The sequence below is a fragment of the Hyunsoonleella jejuensis genome (genome assembly GCF_900111025.1).
Lineage (GTDB): Bacteria > Bacteroidota > Bacteroidia > Flavobacteriales > Flavobacteriaceae > Jejuia > Jejuia jejuensis.
The window spans coordinates 228,113-251,277 of the sequence record NZ_FOFN01000004.1; the positions used below are offsets into that span (position 1 = coordinate 228,113).

At 34.6% G+C, this 23,165-nt stretch carries 20 protein-coding genes and 1 tRNA gene; 10 read left to right on the forward strand and 11 right to left on the reverse strand.

Going from position 1 to position 23,165, the window contains the following annotated elements; genetic code table 11:
• Positions 1-4: 4 nt before the first annotated feature.
• The 5 genes from BMY39_RS13805 to BMY39_RS13825 all read left to right on the forward strand — a co-directional run bounded on the left by BMY39_RS13805 (position 5) and on the right by BMY39_RS13825 (position 4,544).
• Positions 5-544 carry an AAA family ATPase gene (locus BMY39_RS13805; protein ID WP_092580678.1) on the forward strand — a complete coding sequence of 180 codons (540 nt, stop codon included), beginning with the start codon at positions 5-7 and terminating at the stop codon, positions 542-544.
• A complete protein-coding gene (locus BMY39_RS13810) occupies positions 544-2,454 on the forward strand; it encodes a RecQ family ATP-dependent DNA helicase (RefSeq protein WP_092580680.1) in 1,911 nt (636 codons plus the stop codon). The genes BMY39_RS13805 and BMY39_RS13810 overlap by 1 nt, the downstream gene beginning before the upstream one ends.
• Complete coding sequence (fmt, locus tag BMY39_RS13815; protein ID WP_092580682.1) at positions 2,451-3,398, forward strand: methionyl-tRNA formyltransferase; 948 nt, start codon at positions 2,451-2,453, stop codon at positions 3,396-3,398. Before BMY39_RS13810 ends, fmt begins: the two co-directional genes overlap by 4 nt.
• 188 nt (positions 3,399-3,586) lie before the next feature.
• On the forward strand, positions 3,587-3,859 hold the full coding sequence (locus BMY39_RS13820) for an HU family DNA-binding protein (protein WP_092580684.1): 273 nt from the start codon (positions 3,587-3,589) through the stop codon (positions 3,857-3,859).
• A 124-nt stretch (positions 3,860-3,983) separates the two neighbouring features.
• Entirely contained in the window at positions 3,984-4,544 is a 561-nt protein-coding gene (locus tag BMY39_RS13825; RefSeq protein ID WP_092580686.1) for a YqgE/AlgH family protein, read from the forward strand.
• Here BMY39_RS13825 and BMY39_RS13830 read toward each other — a convergent pair.
• Together BMY39_RS13830 and BMY39_RS13835 are read right to left on the reverse strand one after the other, a co-directional pair.
• Positions 4,541-5,383 carry an aminotransferase class IV gene (locus tag BMY39_RS13830; RefSeq protein ID WP_092580688.1) on the reverse strand — a complete coding sequence of 281 codons (843 nt, stop codon included), beginning with the start codon at positions 5,381-5,383 and terminating at the stop codon, positions 4,541-4,543. The genes BMY39_RS13825 and BMY39_RS13830 overlap by 4 nt on opposite strands.
• A gap of 62 nt (positions 5,384-5,445) precedes the next feature.
• Positions 5,446-5,838 carry an START-like domain-containing protein gene (locus BMY39_RS13835; RefSeq protein ID WP_092580690.1) on the reverse strand — a complete coding sequence of 131 codons (393 nt, stop codon included), beginning with the start codon at positions 5,836-5,838 and terminating at the stop codon, positions 5,446-5,448.
• A 131-nt stretch (positions 5,839-5,969) separates the two neighbouring features.
• On the opposite strand from BMY39_RS13835, the gene BMY39_RS13840 reads away from it, so the two are divergent.
• From BMY39_RS13840 to dgoD, 5 genes are all read left to right on the forward strand, one after another.
• A tRNA-Met gene (locus tag BMY39_RS13840) sits at positions 5,970-6,043 on the forward strand.
• A 668-nt stretch (positions 6,044-6,711) separates the two neighbouring features.
• Positions 6,712-7,440: a FadR/GntR family transcriptional regulator gene (locus BMY39_RS13845; RefSeq protein ID WP_092580692.1), complete on the forward strand. Its 729-nt coding sequence runs from the start codon at positions 6,712-6,714 to the stop codon at positions 7,438-7,440.
• Positions 7,437-8,444, forward strand: coding sequence for a sugar kinase (locus BMY39_RS13850; protein ID WP_092580694.1), 1,008 nt, complete (start codon positions 7,437-7,439; stop codon positions 8,442-8,444). Before BMY39_RS13845 ends, BMY39_RS13850 begins: the two co-directional genes overlap by 4 nt.
• Positions 8,441-9,091: a bifunctional 4-hydroxy-2-oxoglutarate aldolase/2-dehydro-3-deoxy-phosphogluconate aldolase gene (locus BMY39_RS13855; protein ID WP_092580696.1), complete on the forward strand. Its 651-nt coding sequence runs from the start codon at positions 8,441-8,443 to the stop codon at positions 9,089-9,091. Before BMY39_RS13850 ends, BMY39_RS13855 begins: the two co-directional genes overlap by 4 nt.
• Positions 9,079-10,236, forward strand: coding sequence for a galactonate dehydratase (gene dgoD, locus BMY39_RS13860; RefSeq protein WP_092580698.1), 1,158 nt, complete (start codon positions 9,079-9,081; stop codon positions 10,234-10,236). Before BMY39_RS13855 ends, dgoD begins: the two co-directional genes overlap by 13 nt.
• Before the next feature lie 158 nt (positions 10,237-10,394).
• Here the strand turns inward: dgoD and BMY39_RS13865 are convergent, their stop codons facing one another.
• From BMY39_RS13865 to BMY39_RS13905, 9 genes are all read right to left on the reverse strand, one after another.
• The gene (locus BMY39_RS13865; protein WP_245738301.1) at positions 10,395-11,408 is read right to left on the reverse strand and encodes a sugar kinase; all 1,014 of its coding nucleotides are present in this window, start codon (positions 11,406-11,408) and stop codon (positions 10,395-10,397) included.
• 118 nt (positions 11,409-11,526) lie between these two features.
• Positions 11,527-12,291, reverse strand: coding sequence for an SDR family NAD(P)-dependent oxidoreductase (locus tag BMY39_RS13870; RefSeq protein WP_092580700.1), 765 nt, complete (start codon positions 12,289-12,291; stop codon positions 11,527-11,529).
• 36 nt (positions 12,292-12,327) lie between these two features.
• Positions 12,328-13,614, reverse strand: a complete 1,287-nt coding sequence (locus tag BMY39_RS13875) for an MFS transporter (RefSeq protein ID WP_092580759.1) — start codon at positions 13,612-13,614, stop codon at positions 12,328-12,330.
• Positions 13,615-13,799: 185 nt separating this feature from the next.
• On the reverse strand, positions 13,800-14,510 hold the full coding sequence (locus tag BMY39_RS13880) for a FadR/GntR family transcriptional regulator (RefSeq protein WP_092580702.1): 711 nt from the start codon (positions 14,508-14,510) through the stop codon (positions 13,800-13,802).
• A gap of 124 nt (positions 14,511-14,634) precedes the next feature.
• Positions 14,635-15,558 (reverse strand): polysaccharide lyase family 7 protein, encoded by a 924-nt coding sequence (locus BMY39_RS13885; RefSeq protein ID WP_092580704.1) that lies wholly within the window; start codon positions 15,556-15,558, stop codon positions 14,635-14,637.
• A 36-nt stretch (positions 15,559-15,594) separates the two neighbouring features.
• On the reverse strand, positions 15,595-17,091 hold the full coding sequence (locus BMY39_RS13890; protein ID WP_092580706.1) for a PKD domain-containing protein: 1,497 nt from the start codon (positions 17,089-17,091) through the stop codon (positions 15,595-15,597).
• Positions 17,092-17,114: 23 nt separating this feature from the next.
• Positions 17,115-18,317 (reverse strand): hypothetical protein, encoded by a 1,203-nt coding sequence (locus tag BMY39_RS13895; RefSeq protein WP_092580708.1) that lies wholly within the window; start codon positions 18,315-18,317, stop codon positions 17,115-17,117.
• A gap of 12 nt (positions 18,318-18,329) precedes the next feature.
• Positions 18,330-19,889: a RagB/SusD family nutrient uptake outer membrane protein gene (locus BMY39_RS13900; RefSeq protein ID WP_092580710.1), complete on the reverse strand. Its 1,560-nt coding sequence runs from the start codon at positions 19,887-19,889 to the stop codon at positions 18,330-18,332.
• A 6-nt stretch (positions 19,890-19,895) separates the two neighbouring features.
• On the reverse strand, positions 19,896-23,108 hold the full coding sequence (locus BMY39_RS13905; RefSeq protein ID WP_092580712.1) for a SusC/RagA family TonB-linked outer membrane protein: 3,213 nt from the start codon (positions 23,106-23,108) through the stop codon (positions 19,896-19,898).
• Positions 23,109-23,165: the final 57 nt, after the last annotated feature.

Sequence of the window (23,165 nt, forward strand, 5' to 3'; positions counted from 1 at the left end):
TGTATTGACTCCGAGAAAAATTGTTATTACGGGTGGCCCGGGAACAGGAAAGTCTACCATTATTAATGAGCTTTTAAAAAGAAACTACAACTGTTTGGAAGAAATTTCGAGACAAGTAACACTCGAGGCTCAACGAGAAGGTATAGACCAACTTTTTTTAACCAATCCATTAGTGTTTAGCGAATTGTTGTTAAAGGGGCGTATCAACCAATTTAAAACATCGGAAAACTTAAATAGTGATCTTGTTTTTTTCGACCGTGGAATTCCTGATGTTTTGGCTTACATGGACTACATAGGAGATAGTTACCCGAATGATTTTGTCTCTGCTTCAAAAACATTGGTGTATGACGATATTTTTATCCTAAAGCCATGGAAAGCCATATATAAAAGTGACAATGAACGTTACGAGAACTTTTCTCAAGCCGAAAAAATACATGACTATCTTCTTGAAACCTATCAAAATTATAACTACAAACCTGTAGATGTGCCATTTGGTGACGTGGAAGAGCGTACAGATTTTATTTTAAACACCCTGAGTTTATAGTGAATACTCATCCCATAAATATTCTAGAGCGCTATTGGAATTTCACTTCCTTTAGAGGAAATCAAGAGGCGATAATCAATGCAGTATTAGATGGTGAAGATGTATTTGCCTTAATGCCAACAGGTGGTGGAAAATCTATTTGTTTTCAAATACCTGCATTAGTTAAAGATGGTATTTGCATTGTGATTTCGCCCTTAATTGCATTGATGAACGATCAGGTTAATAATTTAAACCAAAAAGGGATTAAAGCTCTAGCCATAACTAGTAGTATTTCTAAAACTGATTTGGACACACTTTTAGATAATTGTATTTATGGCAACTACAAATTTTTATACCTCTCTCCCGAACGTTTACAACAAGAATTAGTGCAAGATCGTATTAGGCAAATGAAAGTGAACTTGATTGCTGTTGATGAAGCGCATTGTATCTCGCAATGGGGAAATGACTTCAGACCTTCATATGGCAATATTATAAAAATGAGGCATTTAAAGCCCTCTACCAATATTATAGCTTTAACTGCTACTGCAAAACCAAAAATTGTTGAAGACATTATTACCCAACTAGATTTTATCAAACCTAAAATATTTAAACAGTCTTTTTTTAGGGATAACTTAGGGTATATGGTCATGCATGAAGAAGATAAATATTACCGTCTTGAATCTATATTAAAAAAATATAGTGGCCCCTCTATTGTTTATGTAAGAAACAGAAAAGCAACTTTGGATATAAGCACACTTTTAACTTCAAAAAACATTACATCCACCTACTATCACGGTGGCTTGAACAATACAGAAAAGAGCACCAACATGAACAGTTGGATGAACAACCAAAAACAGGTTATGGTAGCCACAAATGCTTTTGGTATGGGCATTGATAAACCAGATGTAAAAACAGTTATTCACTTAAACCTCCCTGAAAGTATTGAGAGTTATTTTCAGGAAGCAGGACGAGCAGGCAGAAATGGCGATAAAGCTTTTGCTGTTGTTTTAAAAAACAAGAATGATGAAGTTCTGGTTAAAAATCAGTTTTTAAAGATATTGCCCTCCGTAGATCTCATTAAACAGATTTACAGAAAACTATGCAACTACTTTCAAATCTCATATGGCGAAGGCGCTTATTTGACTTTTGATTTTGATTTTGGGCATTTTTGCAAAACCTACAGTTTTAATACCGTACTATGCTACAACGCTCTATTAATCCTAGATCGGAATAGTATAATTTCAATGTCTAAAAAATTTAAAAACAAGGTTTTAGTTAAATTTATATCAACTAACACTTCAATATTTAATTACTTGGATAAATACCCTGAATACGACGTCACGGTTAAATCGATTCTTAGATCTTACGGTGGTATTTTTGATCATGAGGTAGATATCAATACAGCTAAAGTTGCAGATAAGGCATCAATAACAGAACACGAATTAATTCAGCAGTTGAAGCGACTAGAAGTTGATAACATCCTCTCACTTAACCACTCTAAAACCGATGCGCAAATCACATTTATTGAGCCTAGGGAGGATGATAAAACTATAAACAGAATTGCCCCTATAATAAAGCAACAGAATGCACTTAAGGAAACACAGATTAATGCTGTAATTAATTATATAAATAACGATAATGTTTGTAAAAGCATGCAGCTCTTAAATTATTTTGGCGAATCTAACACACAACCTTGCGGTATTTGCTCGGTTTGCCTTAATACCCAAGCCCTATCTTCTTCGAAAAAAAACAAAGAAAATTTAAAGAATGAGGTTATAAAACTTCTAGAAAGTGGTGATAAATCCTCAAGAGAGATTAGCAAAGCATTATCTTGCCATGATACTGAGACAAAACGTATTTTAAAACAGCTTTTGGAACATCAAATTATTACTATTACAAAAACAAATACCTATAAACTAAGTCATATATGAGAGATTTAAGAATTGTATTTATGGGCACTCCAGATTTTGCAGTTGCAACTTTAAAAGCGCTTGTAGAAACCGACTATAATATTGTTGGTGTAATTACAGCACCTGATAGACCTGCTGGCCGAGGCAGAAAACTTAATGAAAGCGCCGTTAAGAAATACGCAACAGAAGTTGGCCTGAACATATTACAACCAACTAATCTTAAAGGTAATGACTTTATTGACGCGTTAAGAGCCCTAAATGCTAACTTACAAATTGTAGTTGCCTTTAGGATGCTTCCAAAAGTAGTTTGGCAAATGCCAGAATACGGCACATTTAATTTACATGCATCGCTTCTACCAAATTATAGAGGCGCAGCACCCATTAACTGGGCTATTATTAATGGTGAAACCAAAACTGGTGTTTCTACATTTTTTATTGATGAAAAAATTGATACTGGAGCAATGATATTTCAAGAGGAAATAGAAATCGAACCTCATGAAAACGCAGGAAGTCTGCACGACAAATTAATGAATCTGGGCAGCTCATTAGTTTTAAAGACTGTAACGGCTATAAAAAAGGGAGCGGTAGCAACTACACAGCAAAACGAAAATAGTAACATTAAAACGGCTTACAAGCTTAATAAAGAAAACTGCAAAATTTATTGGAACGATAGCATACACGATATTTACAATAAAATTAGGGGATTAAGCCCATATCCCGCGGCTTGGTGCGAATTGATTAATGGTGATGATACTCTAGATATAAAAATTTATGAGTCTGAAAAAGAAATTGAAAACCACAGCACCCCTGTTGGACAAGTAATTTCCTCAAAAAAAAGCATTAAAGTTTCCGTCAAAGAGGGTTACATAAAAATCACAAAAATTAAACTTCCTGGAAAGAAACTTATGGACAGCAAATCCCTGCTTAATGGTTATAAATTTGAAAGGGATGCAAAAATGCGCTAAACCCTTAGTATTACTCATTTCATTAAAACTTCGATAAAATGCGGTTCCTTTATTAACAAATGCCATAAGTTATCAACAAAACCTCGTATTTCCCTTGCTATTACTTGCACGAAAGCATAATCCGTATAAATTTGTAAAGGATTTAACAAAAAAGTTTAACCAATTTATTAATTATTAAAATTTACATTATGAACAAAACAGATTTAATCGATGCAATGGCAGAACACGCAGGAATCACTAAAGCAGCCGCTAAAAAAGCTTTAGAGTGCGCACTTATTGAAATAGAAGGTGCTTTACAAAAAGGAAACAGAGTTTCTTTAGTTGGTTTTGGTTCTTGGTCAGTTTCTAAAAGATCTGCTAGAGAAGGAAGAAACCCACAAACTGGTGAGACTATCAAAATTAAAGCTAAAAACGTTGTTAAGTTTAAAGCTGGATCAGATTTATCAAGTGCTGTAAACTAATTAATAGTTTCAGAAAAACATAGAAAAATGCTTTCCGAAATGGAAAGCATTTTTTTTATGTATATGTTAAAAGTTGCTTTTTTAATAAAATTACCTTAGTTTTAGTTATAAAATTTATTGAAACATGACGAGCACTACCCCGAAAAAAGGTGATTTGTTAATTGCAGAACCAGCCATAATTGGAGATGTTTCTTTTAACCGCTCCATTGTGTTGTTAGCAGACCACACCAAAGATGGTTCTATTGGATTTATCCTAAACAAACCCTTAGAATACACTATAAAAGACCTAATTCCTGAAGTTAAGGCTGCTTTTAAAGTGTATAACGGTGGGCCGGTAGAACAAGACAATCTTTACTTTATTCATAAAGTACCAGATCTTATACCAAATAGCATTGAAATTTCATTAGGTATATACTGGGGAGGCGATTTTAAGAGAGTTGCAGAATTAATTACTAACGACATCATTAATGAAAATGATATTCGTTTCTTTTTAGGGTATTCTGGTTGGGATTCTAATCAACTAGAAGATGAGCTGAAAGCAAATTCTTGGTTAGTTTCTGAAAACATCTACGAAAAAAACATTATCGAAAAAGATTATGCCTCTTTTTGGAAAGAAAAAATGCTGGAACTTGGTGGCGAATATAGTATATGGTCAAACGCTCCTGAAAACCCAAATTACAACTAGGATAGTCTTACCATAGTATTCAACTTGGTAAATAGAATTTTGGCAACCTCATTCTTAAACTCCTTTTTTCTATATTTTGAAATAGGCTGAATTCCAGTGATTACATTTGTAATAAAAATTTCATCGGCTTTTTGAAGTTCAAATGGAGAAATCGACATCTCCAACAATTCAAAATCTTCCAGTTTTTTTATAATATTTAAAACCTGAGTTCTCATTACACCTTTTAAACATCCATCAGTTAATGGCGGTGTTTTTATAATATTATCCTTAACTAAAAACAAATTGCCATTTAAGGCCTCAACTACATTTTTGTTAGTATTTAGCAGCAAACAGTTATCCAATGCATTCTCGTTAGCAAAAATACTTCCAACAACGTTGATTGCTTTATTATTTGTTTTTAAAGTAGATAACAACGAGGGAGCTACAAAATAGTCCTTAAATAAATCTACCTGATATGTGTTAGTATTTAAAATATAAACATCACTATCTAAAGGTTTTACGTTTATACTGTAACTAATTGTATTATGTTTTGGCAAATACAAACCACCTTCGTTTCGGTGCACAATAAGTTTTACCCGTGCATTGTTATCTTCAAGATGATTAGCTTCCAAAGTATCCTGTATTTGGCTCTCTAAAAACTCCATAGTAAAATGCATCGGGATTTCCATTCGCATAATCCGCATCGAAGCCATTAACCTAAAATAATGGTCTTCCCAAAACAACACCTTACCATTAGCTACCTTTATGGTTTCAAAAAGTGCATCACCATAGCTGTAACCCCTATTGTGTATTGAAATTTGGTTGCTATCTTCTACAAGTGTTCCGTTAAAATTTACCATAAAAAAAGCCCGCTACTTTTAAGTGTTTAAGTGCGGACAAATATAAGATTAAATTAGTGTTTTTATGCTGAACCCAATACTTGTTTTAAATCAGATATTTGATTTTCCCATAGCATTTTTGCTTCGTCTACCTCATCTTCTTCTGCAAAATCGGTCACCATTAAAGATACATCCTTGGTAATTTCATCTACTTGAATTCTAATTTCAAAATAGCAAGACGCGCCATCTTCCTCATCTGCCAACCATCTAAACTTCACACGCTCGCCACTTTTTTTACTTAATAACTTTGCTTTCTCTTCACTATCGTCCCAAATAAAGGTAAACAGTTCTCCTCTAGAATTTACATTATCTGAAAACCATTCTGATAAACCTGAAGGCGTTGATATGTACTGAAACAATAATTGAGGTGATGCATGTATAGGGAATTCTATTTCAAATTTAGTTTTATCGTCCATGAAAGTTTATAAAATTTTATGTTGCTCAATATATACATTAATTCATGAGATTTGCAATTATTTTTCATAATATTTTGCATAACTTATGCTTGTCTACATGAATTTTGTTTTTATATTTGCAACCTCAAAATGGCGAGGTAGCTCAGTTGGTTAGAGCGTCGGATTCATAACCCGGAGGTCTCGAGTTCAAATCTCGATCTCGCTACAAGTTATACAAAGAAAAGTCAAGGAATAAATTCCTTGGCTTTTTTTTATTTCTAAAACAATTACGCTTTTCTAGAAACTATTTATAAATAAATTAACATTATTGAGAGAGGTCTTTAAAAAAATTAAAATTAACAAGTAATCCTCCTGTATACCATTCGTTGGTATTTTTCTGCTATCTCTTTATGTAATCCCTTATCCAGTTGCGCAATGATTAATGCCTTTTGAAAATTTAACTTTATCGTTGAAAACGGCTATTACATTTAGTTTTAAAATTATTCAATTAAGGCCTTTATTGAATGACGCTTTGAGACTTAGTAATGTTTCTAGAAATATCTTTATTACAATAGTGCCTTAGTTATTCATGTATTTAAAAGTTTAAATCAAAAGCTTAATAATAAATAGTTTGAAAGAAGACAAGGTGATGTAATTACTACTTACGCTACAAAAACTAATAATTTTTGGGGATGGAAGTAGAAGTTAAATTGAAAAAGTGATTTATCTTCCGCATATAAATGGGCCCAAACTCTCAGGAAAAAGTGAATTTGTATATGACTTGCGTAATAATTTGATAGAATGCATCCCTTTATACACCTATGTTTAATTAGGATATCGGATAATATTTATTACATTTGTATGATGTATGATGTCTAATAAATTAAACAAACTATGTTTACAGCCTTAGGCCAAAACAAATCACTTACCCAGCAGGTGGAGTATGAATTAACCGAAGCTATACGAAACGGAAAATATCTTCCTGGAAATAAAATACCGTCAGAAAACGAACTTTGTGAAGTATTCAATGTAAGTAGAACGTCCGTTCGTGAGGCGGTAAAAAAAATGAGTGCCCGCGGTATTGTGGATGTTAAAAGAGGTAGTGGTGTATACGTAGCAGAAATAAGTTTAAAAAATGCTTCAAAAAACCTCAACTTGTTTTTTGAGCTATCTACTGATAAAAATATCATCCTTCAAACCATTAACACAAGACTTATTTTAGAACCTACTCTAGCATCTCAAGCAGCTATTCACAGAAATAATAGACACTTAGAGCTTTTAAAGGATAACATGATTCAAATGAAAAAATGTGCTTTAAAGGATAAGAAAAAAGAGGCCGAATTAGATAACGATTTTCATAAAATAATTCTTTCTATAGTTAATAATGACGTATTGGAGTTGCTATTAACTCCAATCTTTAATTTGATACCAAAATTTAAGACTGCTGTTTATGTAAAGCCTTTAGAAGGCCATCTTATGAAGGAAAAAAAACTGATGCTAAATCATCATGATAATATTCTTCAGGGCATTATTGAGGGTAATAGTGCTAAAGCTAGTGAAGCTATGCGAAACCACATACTTGAAACACAAAATAACTATACTAAATCTTTACGGAAAAAATGAGTTTCATAACTTTTGGAGAAATCATGATGAGATTAACTCCTAGTAACTATAGCAAAAAAATAAATTCTTCCAGTTCTTTTAACGTTGATTATGCAGGTTCGGAATCTAACGTTGCCAGTTCTTTAGGGGTATTAGGAAATAAGGTGAGCTTTGTTACTAAACTACCTGAAAACCAGTTAGGAGATGCGGCAATTCGTTCTTTAAGAGCTTATGGAATTGATACAAATAACATTCTACGTGGCGGACATAGAATTGGCACCTATATTATTGAATTAGGTGCTTCAATTCGACCTTCAAGTGTTATCTATGATCGTAAGAATTCTTCCTTTAGTGAAATTGAAAACGATGAATTTAAATGGGAAAACATCCTAAAAGATAAAAAATGGATATTTCTATCGGGAATAACACCTGTGCTTTCAAAACAATGTGCTGAGGAAACTATAAAAGTGTCTGAAATCGCTAGAAAATTGGGAGTTAAGGTAGCCTTTGATATGAATTACCGAAGATCATTATGGAAAGACCCTGCAGATGCTCGTAAAATATTTGATAAGATTTTGGTAAATACAGATTTATTATTTGGAAATGCAGATGTTTTAAAGGATGTATACAATATGAATCCCACAAGTTCCAGTCGCTTGGATATAACCAAAGAAACGGCCCATATGGCATCTGCTAAATTTGGAATTAAGCATATAGCATTTACAATTAGAGAGCATAGTTCTGCAAGTGTAAACAAAGTATCAGGATTTTTTCTATCCAATTCTAGGTATTATAGTTCTAAAATTATTGAGGTTGCAATTACAGACCGCTTTGGTACAGGTGATGCCTTTGCTGCTGCTTTTTTACATGGTATTATACAAAAATGGAATGATAAAAAAGTGATAGATTTTGCTACTGCAGCATTTGCATTAAAACATACCATTCAAGGCGATCAACACACAAGTAGTGAAAAAGAAATTATTTCTATCATGAAAGGTCATATTAGCGGACACGTATTAAGATGAAAAGAGAAGACATAGCAGCAATTATTAAGAAAGAGCGGGTTATTGCAATTGTTAGAACAAAAGAACAATTACAAATACCAGAACTTATTCAGGATTTAGTAGAAGGTGGTATTAAGGTTATAGAAATAACATCAAATACACCACGGTATTTAGAAGAAATAGCCAAAGCAAAAAAACGATATGCCAATTTTGACATTATTATTGGAGCTGGTACCGTTACGAATGTGCAAATTGCTAATGCTGCTATAAAAGCCGGTGCTCAATTTCTTGTGACCCCAAACACCAATACTGAGGTGTTAGCGCTTGCACATCATAACAATATCCCCGTAGCCATGGGTGCCCTTACACCAACTGAAATCTGTCTAGCAGCAGGATACGGTGCCGATATAATCAAATTATTTCCAGCAGGAGACTTGGGTATTAGTTATTTCAAATCTGTAAAAGCTCCGTTAGACACAATCACTTTTTTTGTTGTAGGCGGTATCAACCTATCTAATATTGAAGAGTGGATTGCAGCCGGAATATCCGGTGTTGGATTAGGAGCTGCACTAACGAAGCAAGACAAAAACACCTCAGCGGATAGCTATAGAGGAAACACTATACAAAAATTTGTCAAAATTATAAAAGAATCGCAATGGAAGAATTAGAAATTACCAAAGTAGAACTGTTTAAAGTTCCACCTAGGTGGTTATTTGTAAAAATAACAACTAAAGGTGGACTATTCGGTTGGGGAGAACCTGTTGTTGAAGGTAAAGCCGACTCCGTTGCAGCATGCGTTAAAGAACTTGAACAGTATTTAATTGGAAGAACCGCAAATAATATTGAAGACATTTGGCAGGTATTATATCGAGGAGGATTTTATAGAGGCGGAACAATTTTAATGAGTGCCATTTCCGGAATTGATCAGGCTTTATGGGATATAAAAGGTAAACATTTAGGTGTTCCTGTTTTTGAACTCTTAGGTGGTGCGGTTCGACAAAGAATGAAAATGTATTGTTGGATTGGTGGAGACGACCCTAAAGTGGTATTGGAACAAGCAAGAGAAAAAATGAATCAGGGCTATCGTGCCGTAAAAATGAATGCTACTGGCCCAATGCGATGGGTATCTTCTATTAAAGATATAAAAATGGTAGCAGATAATATGAGGCTGCTTAGAGAAGAATTTGGTTATGAGTTAGACGTTGGCTTAGATTTTCATGGAAGAGTGCATAAACCTATGGTTAAAAGGCTTATTGATGAACTTGCGCCTTACGATCCCATGTTTATTGAAGAACCTGTTTTAAGTGAAAATAATGATGCTCTAAAGCACATTTATTCTTACACTAGTATACCCATTGCAACCGGAGAACGCATGTTATCTAGGTGGGACTTTAAAGATGTTTTACAACAAGGTGTTGTAGATATTATTCAACCAGATTTAAGTCACGCTGGTGGCATCTCTGAAGTGAAACGCATTGCAACCATGGCTGAAGCATATGACGTTGCCCTTGCGCCACATTGTCCTTTAGGCCCCATTTCACTTGCTTCTGCACTGCATATAGATTTTTCCTGTGCCAATGCTACAATTCAAGAAAGCAGTCTCGGAATTCATTATAATAAGGGATTTGATTTATTGGATTATGTAAAAAATCCTGAAATATTCGATGTTAAAGATGGTTTCATGGACTTATTTACCCAACCTGGTCTAGGTGTTGAAATAGATGAGGAAATTCTAAAAGAAGGTCAAAAAATTGGTCATAATTGGGCTAATCCTATTTGGAGAAATGATGACGGAACTTTTGCTGAATGGTAGTAAATCACTGTAAATATAATTTCTAAACTTTCCAATACGTATATTACTAGTAGTACAATATTTCTAATACCATATCTTTATGAATAAATAATCTGTGTTCTTACCTGAATGTGAATTCATTTGGCCTTGCTAGGTAAACGTGCGCAACAGGCATTATTTTATCTTTTGATTTCTCCTAATCCGCTACCGCGAACCAACACTTCAACATCTTCTTGTGATACCATATTGGCATCGCCCTCAACGGTATGTTTTAGCGCGCACGTAGCTGCTGCAAAATTTAAGGCTTCCTTGTCATCTTTTTGATTTGCCAATCCAAATATTAATCCAGCTGCGTAGGCGTCTCCAGTACCCACCCGATCTACGATATGAGTAACATCGTAAAATGGTGTAGTTAAAAATTCTTTACCGTTCCACATCTTACCTTTTATACGATTGTGAGAAGCACTAATTACCTCTCTATCCTTATCAATTATTTTTTGGACTAATGGAAATTTCTTTTGTAAAGCTTTTGCACTTGTAGCGAAATCTGCATCGGGTTGACCAATATTAAAAATATCGTACATATCATATGTACTAGCGATAACGATATTAGACCCAGCTACTAATTCAGGAATTATCTCTTGTTTTGATAAACCATACTTCCACAAACTCTTTCGAGAGTGAATATCTCCAGAAACCATAATACCAAGGTCGTTAGCAACTTGGATTGCCTTTAGGCAAGATTTAGCCGCACCTATAGAAACTGCTGGTGTAATACCCGTCCAATGAAACCAATCCGCCCCTTGCAAGACCTCTTCCCATTTGATCATTTCTGGATGTATTTTTGAAAAAGCTGAATCCTCTCTTTCATAAACTACTTCACTTGAACGATGTACTGCGCCTTTTTCCAAAAAGTAAAGCCCCATTCTAGAATCTCCATACAAAATGTAATCTGTATCTATCCAGTGGTGTCGTAAATATTGTGTTGCAGATCTACCGATAAGATTATCTGGAAGCCGAGTGACATGGCAAGCCTTCATGCCCATGTACGCCAAAGCAATGGCCACATTTGCCTCACCTCCCCCATAATCAATATCCAAAGATGTAACCTGGGAAAACTTTGCATGACCGGGAGGTGACAACCGCATCATCACTTCTCCAAATGTGACAATTTTTTTTGTTTTCTGCATCATTTTAGCACAGTTTAAATGTATATAGTTCTTGATTTATAATAAATCAAGAACTATATACTACAAAAATTATATTCTAAATAATCCTCTTTATAGGGAAAAACAGTATACTAATTAATGTTTATATTCCTAATCCTTGTCCACCTCCTACTTGTATAGTCTCAGCTGTCAAAAATGCAGCATCCTTACTTACCAAAAATGAAATAACAGAAGCCACTTCTTCTGGTTGCCCTAGCCTACCTAAGAGAATGTTATTTTTCCATGATGCAAAAACCTCTGGCTTTGTTGATTTAATTTGTGCATGGAATGGCGTATCAATAGTGCCAGGAGAAACCGCATTAACCCTAATACCATATTCTGCCAAATCTTTTGCCAAAGCTCTCGTTATAGCATGAACTGCTGCTTTAGATGTGCCATAAATACCTGCTCCTGGACCACCAGCGTTCCAGCCCGCTATAGAGGTATAGTTTATTATTGAGGCATTATCACTTTTCTTTAAAAATGGTATTGCTGCTCTTGATGCAAAAAATGTTGAATCCAAGTTTAGTGCCATAACAAATCTGTAAAACTCTGTTGTCATGTCTTCAAATCTAGAACGACCGCCTAGACCTCCAGCGTTATTAACAAGAACATCTATTTTTCCGTATTTTTCTCCAATTTTGGTAATGTTATCTGTTACTTGGTCTTCTTTTGTAACATCAAAACCATAGTAATCAGCCGTTATTCCTTCGGCTTCAAGTTCTTTAACCCTCTCATTACCTGCTTCATCTTCAATACCATTTAAAATTACGGTGTAGCCATCTTTACCCAATCTTTTTGCTACTTGAAAACCTATACCACCTGTTGCACCAGTTATTACTGCTATTTTTCCATTTGAATTACTCATATTCTTTAAATTTATTTTATTCTTATTTTATTGAAGTTACTCTACTGATTTAATATTTCTTGCAAAAAAATAAATTGCACCCACACCAAGCGGAACAAATATGGCGATTGCTACGAAAATTGGTGTATATGAAAAGTTTTTTACAATAATAGGGACTAAAAAGTTCATTACGATTACCGAGAAAACACCAATCATACCTCCAAGCCCTGCTAATGAACCTACAGATTTTCCGCTAAAGAAGTCACTCGGAAGGGTTTGTACATTACTAATCGCAAATTGAAATCCAAAAAGCACCACAAATACGATTGCAACAAATTTTTCAGCTGTATTACCCATTAATACTGTAGCTATTAAACCCAATAGCATTATAACGCCACCAATAAAAATTGTTGTTTTTCTTCCTTTATCTATTGAATTTGTTTTAGCAATTATCTTACCTGAAACATATCCCCCTGCAATACTTCCTATGGCTGCACCAACGTACGGCACCCATAAAAACATACCTACTTCTTTCACATTAAATCCATAAACATCAAACAGGTAAATAGGCATCCAACCAACAAATAACCACCAAATTGGCTCTAAAAAGAAACGGCCTATAACTACTGCCCAAGATTCTTTAAACGAAAGAATTTCCTTTAAACCTTTACCTTTAGTTTCTTCTGTAGCATCTTGGTCTGCTTTACTTTGACCTTCTAAAATGAATTTTTGTTCTTCTTGGGTTATCCATGGGTGTTTTTTTGGCCCTGCTTTATTGATTAATAACCAGGGAATTACCCATAGAATACCAAAAGAACCGATTACCATAAAGGTGATTCTCCATCCGAATGCCACAAACAAAGCAGCTATAAGCGGTGGTGCAACTACGGAACCTATAGAAGCTCCCGCATTAAATAATCCTTGTGCAATGGCGCGTTCCTTAATTGGAAACCATTCTGCATTACTTTTTACGGCTCCTGGCCAGTTTCCAGCTTCTGAAATACCTAAAGTACTTCTAAAGAATCCTAGCGAAAATAAGCCACTTACAGTAGAGTGTAAGAATGAAGATATACCCCAAACGCCAATACTTATAACATAACCTATTCTAGTGCCTACTTTATCAAAAAGTTTACCCGAAAACAGTTGTCCTAGAGCATAGAAAACCATAAAGATGTTCAAGATTAATGCATAATCATCCTTAGTTAATTGAAGTGAATGCGCTATAGTGCCTTCTTTATCAATACCGCCCCACATGATACCAAGAGCGCTCCTATCGATATAATTAATAACTGTTGCTAAAAAAATCAATCCAATGATTGTCCAACGTAAACCTTTTATTTTCATATTTCTTAATTTTAAACAATACATTCTAACCACAACCAATAATGGTTATGTAAAAAAGGACTGTAAGTTGTTTAATTCTTTTTGTAAACTTCTATGAAGAAATATCTTTTTAATGAAGAATTTCTTCCCTCCTAATTTATTTTAACTGAAAAATAAAAGCGTGCAATTTTATTTTTCAGACCTTTTTATGCCGACTTAATGTTATAGCAATATTGGTACAAAACACTGAAATGATCCTTCATTTTTTGCCTTGCTAAATCAGGCTTTTGTTCTTTAATAGCGTTATAAATTGCTTTGTGTTCGTCTATTCCAATTACGGCCTGATTTTTATCGCAAACATGATACTTCCCAAAATCAATAATGATTTGTGGTGTTATAGTAAGCATAAACATAGTCATAGTTGCATTCCCACTTGCTTTAGCTATGGCTAAATGAAACAATAAATCTTCCTGAACAGCATCTTCTCCAGAAAGGACTTTTTCTACATACGCGTCAAGCGTTTCTTTTATATGCTTTAAATCCTCTTCAGATCGTCTTAAAGAAGCCAACTTTACTGTTTTAAGCTCTAATAATATCCTGGTTTCCACTAAAGATTTAAAATCTGGTGACTCTAACCTTAAAATATCATCAATCATTCCATTCATGGCTACTACACCAATATTTGCTACAAACGTCCCACTTTGTGGGATAGACTTGAGCAATCCATAGAATTCAAGTTTTTGAATAGCTTCCCTGACATTACTTCTACTTACTCCAAACTTTTCAGATAGCATACGCTCTGAAGGCAACTTATCTCCCGGCTCTAAATTTTTATAATTTATGAGCTCTTTTATCTTAGCGATGATAGCATTTTGTACGTTTTGATTATCGCCTATGGTTAATGATTCTAATTTCATTTAATGACTTTCTTAAAATTGATATAACAAACTATACCGATAAAATTAAACAAAAAGGATTAAACATCAATTAATTCGGTTTTAAACTGTTATATTAAATTTATTCATTACAACGGATGACTCCTTAATGAGATACCTCTAATTCGTAAAATCTAACTTTTGAATAGGCGCCTTCATCCCTTGATTGAAAGTAATTGCCTGCTTTAAAGTAATTTTCGAAAACACCCCATCGTCTCATATGGATATTCTCATAAACCTTATATTCATTCTTATTAAGAATAACAACCATTTTACCTTCTGACACTTTTACCTCTAGTATAAACTTTTTGAACCCCACTTTCTGTTCAAAATTAAAACCTTCATCGTCATCCCATGCTTCTTCATGTAAAATTTCTTCATCGGTGGCACTTAGATTTTTAAGCACTTTAGTTTTTACTCTTATTTTCCCATTATCCCAATATATCTTCAAAATAGGTGGTGCATTATTATCATCCGCTCCTATTAAATCACGCTGTTCGTTTGTTAAACGCCCATGTATTTGCATAATAATAGTACGATGGTATTTACCATCCGAACCCTTTGATGACGCCTCCATTGCTATTTTGCCTTTCATATATCCTCCTTGAGGAAACGTCCAGTTTACATTATTCTCACCAGTTACCATTTGTTCTCTTAACTCAGAACGCGTATACTTTGTATTCTTAGTTTTTGATGCTGTTGGCATTGCATGAAATACGATTGCACCATGAGTAGAGTCTATATACATATATGGCTTTGCTACTTCAATATTGGCAAAATCATTAATTTCTGGTGGCTCTATCTCATACGGCTTACCTTTTTCATTAAGTACTGGCAACGTTACTTTCCAATGGCTTAAATCTATATCAGGCAACCGTACTTTCTTCTTATTTTTTTTCTTCTTTTTTTGTGTTTTTTCTGTTTTAACATCCGACTCTGTAGCCCTACTTTTCTTTTCTTGAGAAGTAGCGCTAACAGATAGAAGTACTATTATTATAATAGCCAATATTTCTTTTCGGAAGTCCTTCATTTTTTAATTTAATTAATCTTCAATAGCTATATAAAATTAAAATCCTGGAGTAATAATGTCTATATTATCGATAAACACTTCGTTACTACTATCAACAGCATTTAAAGCCCTAACATAAATTACAGCAATGTTTGCTGATGCTTCAAACGTAAATGTGGTTGTTGTAAACGTATCATTGCTGCTTGAAGATTTAGAACTATTAAAATCATTATCTATTAGATAATAAGCGTCAGTATTATTAGATCGTGCAGGTTCTGAATTTATAGCCTCTTCAGTAGTAATTTCATTATTTAAAATAAATACCTCTGTATCAATTCCTGCTGCTTCAGATCGTGTATCGATTGTAAATGTATATTCCACACCAGGTTCTACAGCTACTAACTGATATAATCTCCGACAACTATTACTTAGCTTTACACCGCGTCCACCTCCTGCATTTGGGCCAAATTTATTGCCATCACTGGTAGAACCCGGTTGCTCATTCGTACAAAATGTTGCATCTATATAAGCATTTAAATCAGAATTATTCCAAAGCGCTCTATAAGGACTATCTATTTCCCCAAGTACATCGTCTATAACAGTGCTATTAGGGGTCATATCCCAAGCATCGGCATTATCACCTGTATTTGAAGTATGATCATTACACTGACTATTTTGCACAATAACTTTAAATGTTGCTTCCACACCTCCTACTGGAACTGGTTTAGTAATGCTCCTAGATACACCAGCTGCATTAGTGGTTGTTAATGTAACATCATAGGTTCCAGGAGCTGCGTAAGTGTGGGTTGGATTAAGCTCTGTTGAGGTATTACCATCTCCAAAATCCCAGCTATGTGAAACGGCTAGAATTGAAGCATCCGTAAACTCTGCTGTTAAAGAGGAGGTTGTAAACGTAAAATCTGGAACTGTAGATAATACTAATCCTTCAATATTTTTGCTTATGGTAACCTCTGCTCCTAAGAAATTAGTTGCTGTTAACTTCACTACAAAAGTTTCTGCTGTTTTATAGCTGTGTACAGGGCTAAAATCAGGATCATCCGTACCGTCTTCAGAGTTCCACTCAATCGTATCGCCGTCACCAAAATCCCAAACTAAATTACTCGCTCCGTTTGTAAGATTTTCAAAGGTTACTTCAGAATCTACTATGCTAAAATTGAAATCAACTAAAATAGGTGCTACGTTTGATGTTGCCGTCGCTTCTAAACCATCTGAACTTACAGTAGTAAGTATTACCTCATATAAACCACCGGTTGAATATTTGTGGTTAGGGTTAGCTTCAGTAGATGTATTGCCATCCCCAAAATCCCAAAGATATGAAACCGCGTCGGTTGAATAACTTCTAAATATTATAGATAGATTATCGTTGGCATCAGTACTGGTTGTAAACAACGTATTTGGTTGTATATCATTTATGTTTCCGCTTGGGGGTACAAATTCTTCATAACCACTATCATAGCATGATATGAGTCCCAAAAACACAAATAGTAGAGCAAAAAAACTTCTATTCAATTTTTTAATTATTTTATAAATCATAATCTTAGATTTTATATCTCTTTTTATTGTTTTACTGTGATATCGAATGCATCCAATCTACTCTCAACTCCTGAGTTTGTAACGAAAATAATCACAGACTCGTTCTCTCCAGCATCGAATGTAATAGCATGTTTTTTAAAAACATTATCAACACGTCCTACGTTGTCATCCGTTCTTGAGGCGATGATATTCGCCGCCAATAGTGATTCGGCATAATTTGACGTATTAGGACTTAACACAGACACTGTTAAATCACCAGAAGGACTCTCTTCAAATGCACTGAAATACGTTAGTACATAAGTTGCTCCTGGAGTAACTTCTATCTCTTGATATGCTACCCTAGATCCATCAGCAGGAAATTTCGCTGCTTGTCTGCCATCAGGTAGATTTGGTGGGTCTACCGGATTAGAATCTGTATTAATTTGTATTACAGTGGTACCTCCTCCTTTTGGACTCCACGCAGAATTGCTAGGTACTCGCCATGAATCTCTACCATCTCCAGTACCATCAAACAAGCTATTATCTTCAAAACTAGCTTCAGCAATCTCAGGTACAGGAATCATAGGCACAGCCTGATTTACCGTTATTATTTTTTCTGTAGTATCAGATTTTCCTAAATTATCGGTTACTGTTAAAGCAACAGTATAATCACCAGGATTTGGGAAAGAAAAAATTAATTCTTGATCCTGTAACGTGGCTGGTGGCAAATTAGCAATTTGACTTTCTAAATCTGCAACCGCTTCCAGAGTCTCGTCTGAAAGTGCTGCTTTTGCTGCCTCTAATTGTGTTTTTAAGGCTTCTATTTGCGCCTCAAAAGCATCTATTTTAGCTTGATCTGTTTCACATGGAATTCTAAATTCCAACTTAGCAATTTCATCTTCCAGAGCAACAACTACAGCTAACTGAGCTTCAATAGACTGCTGTAATACAGGTAAATCTTTATTGATTAAAGCGATACCATCTGAAGGTGTAACAGACCATTGGTACATGGTACCATTTACAGCTAGATTAGAGCCAGCTTGAAATTTAAAATCATAATTGGCTGATATTTCTACATCATTACAATCAAACTCTGAAGAGGTTACGTCTGTAACACTATAGAACGGTGTTGGCCCGGTAAAATCTGGCAAGTCACCTACATCTGCTAAATCATCACTAACACATGCCGTTATAGATACAAATGCACCTAGAACTACGTATTTTATATTTAATAAATATTTTTTCATAATTATAAGATTTTAGTAGCCGTCGTTTTGTCTGTAAAAACCAGGTAAATTGTCTATTTCTCTTTGTGGGAAAGGAAGATATTTCTTTTCGTTTGTATAAAATAAACTGTTTCTATTTGAAAAATCAGTTAAAACCCTATCGGCTTCTCCAAATCGTATCAAATCATATAACCTTTGGTTTTCATATACGAATTCCACTTGTCTTTCGTCTAATAACTGTTGCTTAGTTAAATTCACAACCTCATCTAAACCAGCTCTTGCCCTAACTTGGTTAAAAGCATCAATAGCTCTTTGGTCTGTAGTACTTTCTGCACCGCCTAAAATAGCTTCTGCATATAACAATAATACATCAGCATATCTTAAAACAATCCAGTCATTATCTCCTATTTCACCGTCTGTCGGGAATTTTGTGTTAAATACGTCAACTGTTGGATTGGAAAGAAAAGAACCATAATCGAGTGGGTTTAATGAGGCATAAAACCGTACAGGCTGTAATTCTGGAGTCATAACTTGCAGAAAATCAATTGTCGCAATATTTATACCGTTTGATGGCCCTTGAAGCGTCATAGCAAAACTGTGTGATTCTGAATCTGTTTCTACTTGGTCATCTAATCCACTATCGCTAGTTGCATAATTATCACTACTCACCAAATCATAAGCGATTGAAAAAATTATTTCATCATTGATTTCTAAGCCAGAATTATTTCTCCAAGTTCCGTCTGGTGTGCCATCTGCATCGGATAATTCTCCATTAAATTGATTTCCAAATACATTTCCAAAATCATTGACTAAAAGAAATCGATATTGATTATCATTTGCTCCAGCTGGCCTTTCGGTGAATAATAGACCGTAATTAAATGATTCATTGTTTTCTACTACAGATGCTAACAACAATTCGGCCTCCGCATAATTTGGATTAGGCTGACTTAAATAGGCTTTTGCAGCTAAACAAATAGCAGCTCCTTTTGACGGTCTGTACCTGTTCTGCTCTACACCATCTAAATAAGCAATTGAAGTTTTAAAATCATTAATAATTTTCTCATAAACTTCAGCTTCTGGTAATTGAGGATACTCTAACGCTTCTTCAGTTGTAATATCTAAAACTTTATCAACAAAAGGCACATTTTGATACGCCCTTACCAAGTTAAAATGACATAAAGCTCTCATAAAATAGGCTTCTCCAACTGTATACTGCTGATTCTCTGGAGCTAAAAACCTATTATCGATTATAGTATTTGCATGCTTAATGGTATGCATATTATTAGAATAATACGTAGCTACATCGCCATTGTTAGGATCTACATTATAAGATGCTATTAATGGAAAATTACCGTTTTCTGAATTTGCCCTTACATTGTCTGATCTTAACTCAGTTAATAAAAACTCATTTGCCGGTACTTTTTGGTAGGCATCTAATACGCCGTTGGCCAAAAATATAAAGCCATTGCTAGTCTGCAGTAACTCTTCTACTGAAAGCGCAGTAGGGTTACTAAGGTCAAGTTCTTCTTCACAAGCTGTTAAAACAACCAAAAGCGAAAAACAAACTATTAATTTTATATATATCTTTTTCATAATTAATTAAAATTGAAAATTAATTCCTGCTGAAATTGTTCTTACTATCGGTCCATCACCTCTTTGATAACCTGCTGTTAGCGGCGTATTTGCATTACTTGATGTTTGACCTGCTGCATCTGGATTAAATCCTTCATATCCTTTAGCCATAAAGAATAACAAGTTTTCACCTGTTACATAAAACCTCAATCTATTAATGTTATATCTTGAAGTAAAAGATTCTGGTACCGTATATCCTAAGGTTACATTTCTTAAAGCTACAAAAGAGGCATCTTGTATATGATCGTCTGTAAACCTTCTATGTACCGTTAAATCTCTATCAGGAAAACTGGCTAGCTCATTTACGGCAGATTCACTTGCATAATACAATTGATCTAAATCAGCAACTCGTACTTCTGCTCCATGTGACCCTTGCCATTGGAATGAAAAATCAAAATCATATAAGGTGAAATCTGAATTGAAGCCCCATGTGAAATCTGGGTAAGGACTTCCTAATTCTGTTCTATCTTCGTCATCAATAATACCATCGTTATTCAAATCTTTAACATATACATCAGCAAAGTCGTTATTAAATCGATTAAATGGATTATCAACCCATTCTAAAGGTATTTCTCTATCGTAAACCCAACCATAAAACGATGTTATGGGTTGGCCTACTCTTGCAATAAATTCTGTTGGTCTTGTATCTTGATCAATTCTAGAGATAATTTGTTCGTTATTACCTAAACTTACTACCTCATTTCTGTTTAAAGTAAATTGACCTGACGCAACCCAACTTGCATTTTCGTTAGCAAAAATCCTTGAACTTAAAGCTAATTCAACACCTTCGTTTTTAACCTCACCAATGTTTTGTAACCAATTATCAGCACCATAAGTTGCTGCTATTGGTGCAAAAAGAATTAGGTCTTCACTTGTTCTAATGTAATAATCGGCAGTTAACTTTAATAAGTTTCTTCCAAATGTAATATCTATTCCAGGGTTAAATTCTAATAATTTTTCCCATCCTAAATTTTGGTTTGCTAGAGTAACACCCTTAACCCCTGTCGCTCCATTATAACCAATGGTACTAAATGTTTCTTCAAACCTGTAGAGCGAATCAAAAATATTATTGGAAATCTCGTTTGAACCTGAAACACCGTAACTTGCTCTTAATTTTAAAAACGTAATAACATCGCTAGAGGATAAAAAATCCTCACTTGAAAGAATCCAACCTGCCGAGGCTGCTGGGAAGAATCCAAAACGAGTATTTGCCCCAAATCTAGTACTACCATCTGTACGAGCAGAAAGTTGTAGTAAATATTTTTCGTTGTAGTTATAATCTAATCGTCCGAAATAAGACACTAGTTTATCAGTTCCATTATCCGTGAATGTAGTACCTCCATCAGCAATGGCAATGTTATTATTAAAATCATCCGTAAATCCTACCGCTTCAGATTGTTGTCTAAAAAAGTCTCTTCTTGTATATTCAAATCCAGCTATAGTATTAAAATTGTGCTTGCCAAAGCTGTTCTTATACGTTAGAATCGATTCAAACGCATACTGATTTAGCTCGTCTCTTCTTTCTAAGCGATACGATTCTTGATCTCTATTTTCTTGACCAAAAAAGTAATCAGCCTCATTTGTTTTATTATGTCTAAAGACACTGGATACAGTTTGCCTAAAGTTAAGACCCTTTGCTAATTCAAAATCAACATAGGCAGATGCATTGAAATCTAGTTTTTTCTTTGTTCTAGAACGCTCTAGAAAAAACACTAATGGGTGCACATTCTTAGTGGTTGATAAGGTTAAACCTCCAGATGTTAATGGACTTACTAATGGCAATCCCGTATTAGGATCTCTAGCAATAGCTCTAGGATTATTAGGGTCTACTGTGAAAACATGATCAAAAGCTCTAGAAAATCCGTAGCTTCCTACCCCGATGTTCTCGAATTGAAATCCTGCATCTCCTGGATCTGATTGTGTGATATAATCAAGATGGTCTTCGTTTAAGCGAAGTGGTAAATGCCCGTATTGCCTTAGCGGATCAGTAAATCTAGCAGGCAGTCTATCTTGATCATTATAATTCACACGTAATGAAGTACCAAATTTAATTTTTTTGTTTTTAGATTTGCTATCAACCTTTATTCTCGCATTAAATTTTTGAAAGTTATCTTTCAAAGCAATCCCTTCATCTTCAAGATATCCAAGAGAAGCGCTATATTTGGTTAATTCTGTACCTCCAAGTCCGGCTAAAGAGTGGCTTCTTATAACACCTCCAATAAAAATTTCATCTTGCCAATTTTGCTCACCATCGCCGAGTGAAGCAATAAACTCTTGGGCTTCAAGTTCTGCAAATGCGTTGTTGTAATCACCTATAATTCTATCATAATTTGGGCTATCGCTTGAAATGGCATCAACCACACTTTGTAACCCGTTTAATCTTGTTCTTTCTTGTGCTATGGTTGTATTAAAGTTTTTATTCTTATTGGCATATTTATAACCAGTAAACGTGTTGTAAGAGAACGATGTTTTACCTACAACACCTTCCTTTAGGGATACTAAAATTACACCATTTGCACCACGAGAACCGTAAATAGCAACAGAAGATGCGTCTTTTAAAACACTTATAGATGCAATGTTATTATTATCAATGGTCGCTAAAATATCAGCATCGTTACCCAATACTATACCATCTACAACTATTAAAGGAGAAGACGATCCAGTAATTGATCCTGGTCCCCTTAATGTGATTTTTGGATCTCCACCAGCTTCTGAGGCAACAGTTTGAATTCTTAAACCTGCAACTTTTCCTTGTAGTGCGTCCTCAACACGAGGTACAGAAAAATTTTGAATGTCCTTCGCAGATACCTTAGTTAAGGCACTGGTTACATTTCTTTGTTTTTGATCTCCATAAGCTACAACTACAATCTCATCTAACTGACTAATATCTTCAGCCATAGAAACATTTATGGTAGTACCATCTCCAACAATTGTCGTTTTTGATGTAAAACCCACATAGGAGAACTGTAAAACATCTCCTTTCGTTGCTTTGATTTGATAATTTCCATCAAAATCGGTAGTAGTTCCAGTCGTTGTTCCGACAATTATGATATTAACACCTGGTATGGGTATATTGTCTGCAGCCGAAGTAACAACACCACTAATGGTTTTACTTTGGGCAGTAATTGTAATACTCACAAGAAGCATTACTACTAAAATTAGCTTAGTTCTTAAACTCATAATTAGTTTTTTTGTTTAACGTGTTTAGTTATGGTATTGATAAATACCTTTTTCAAC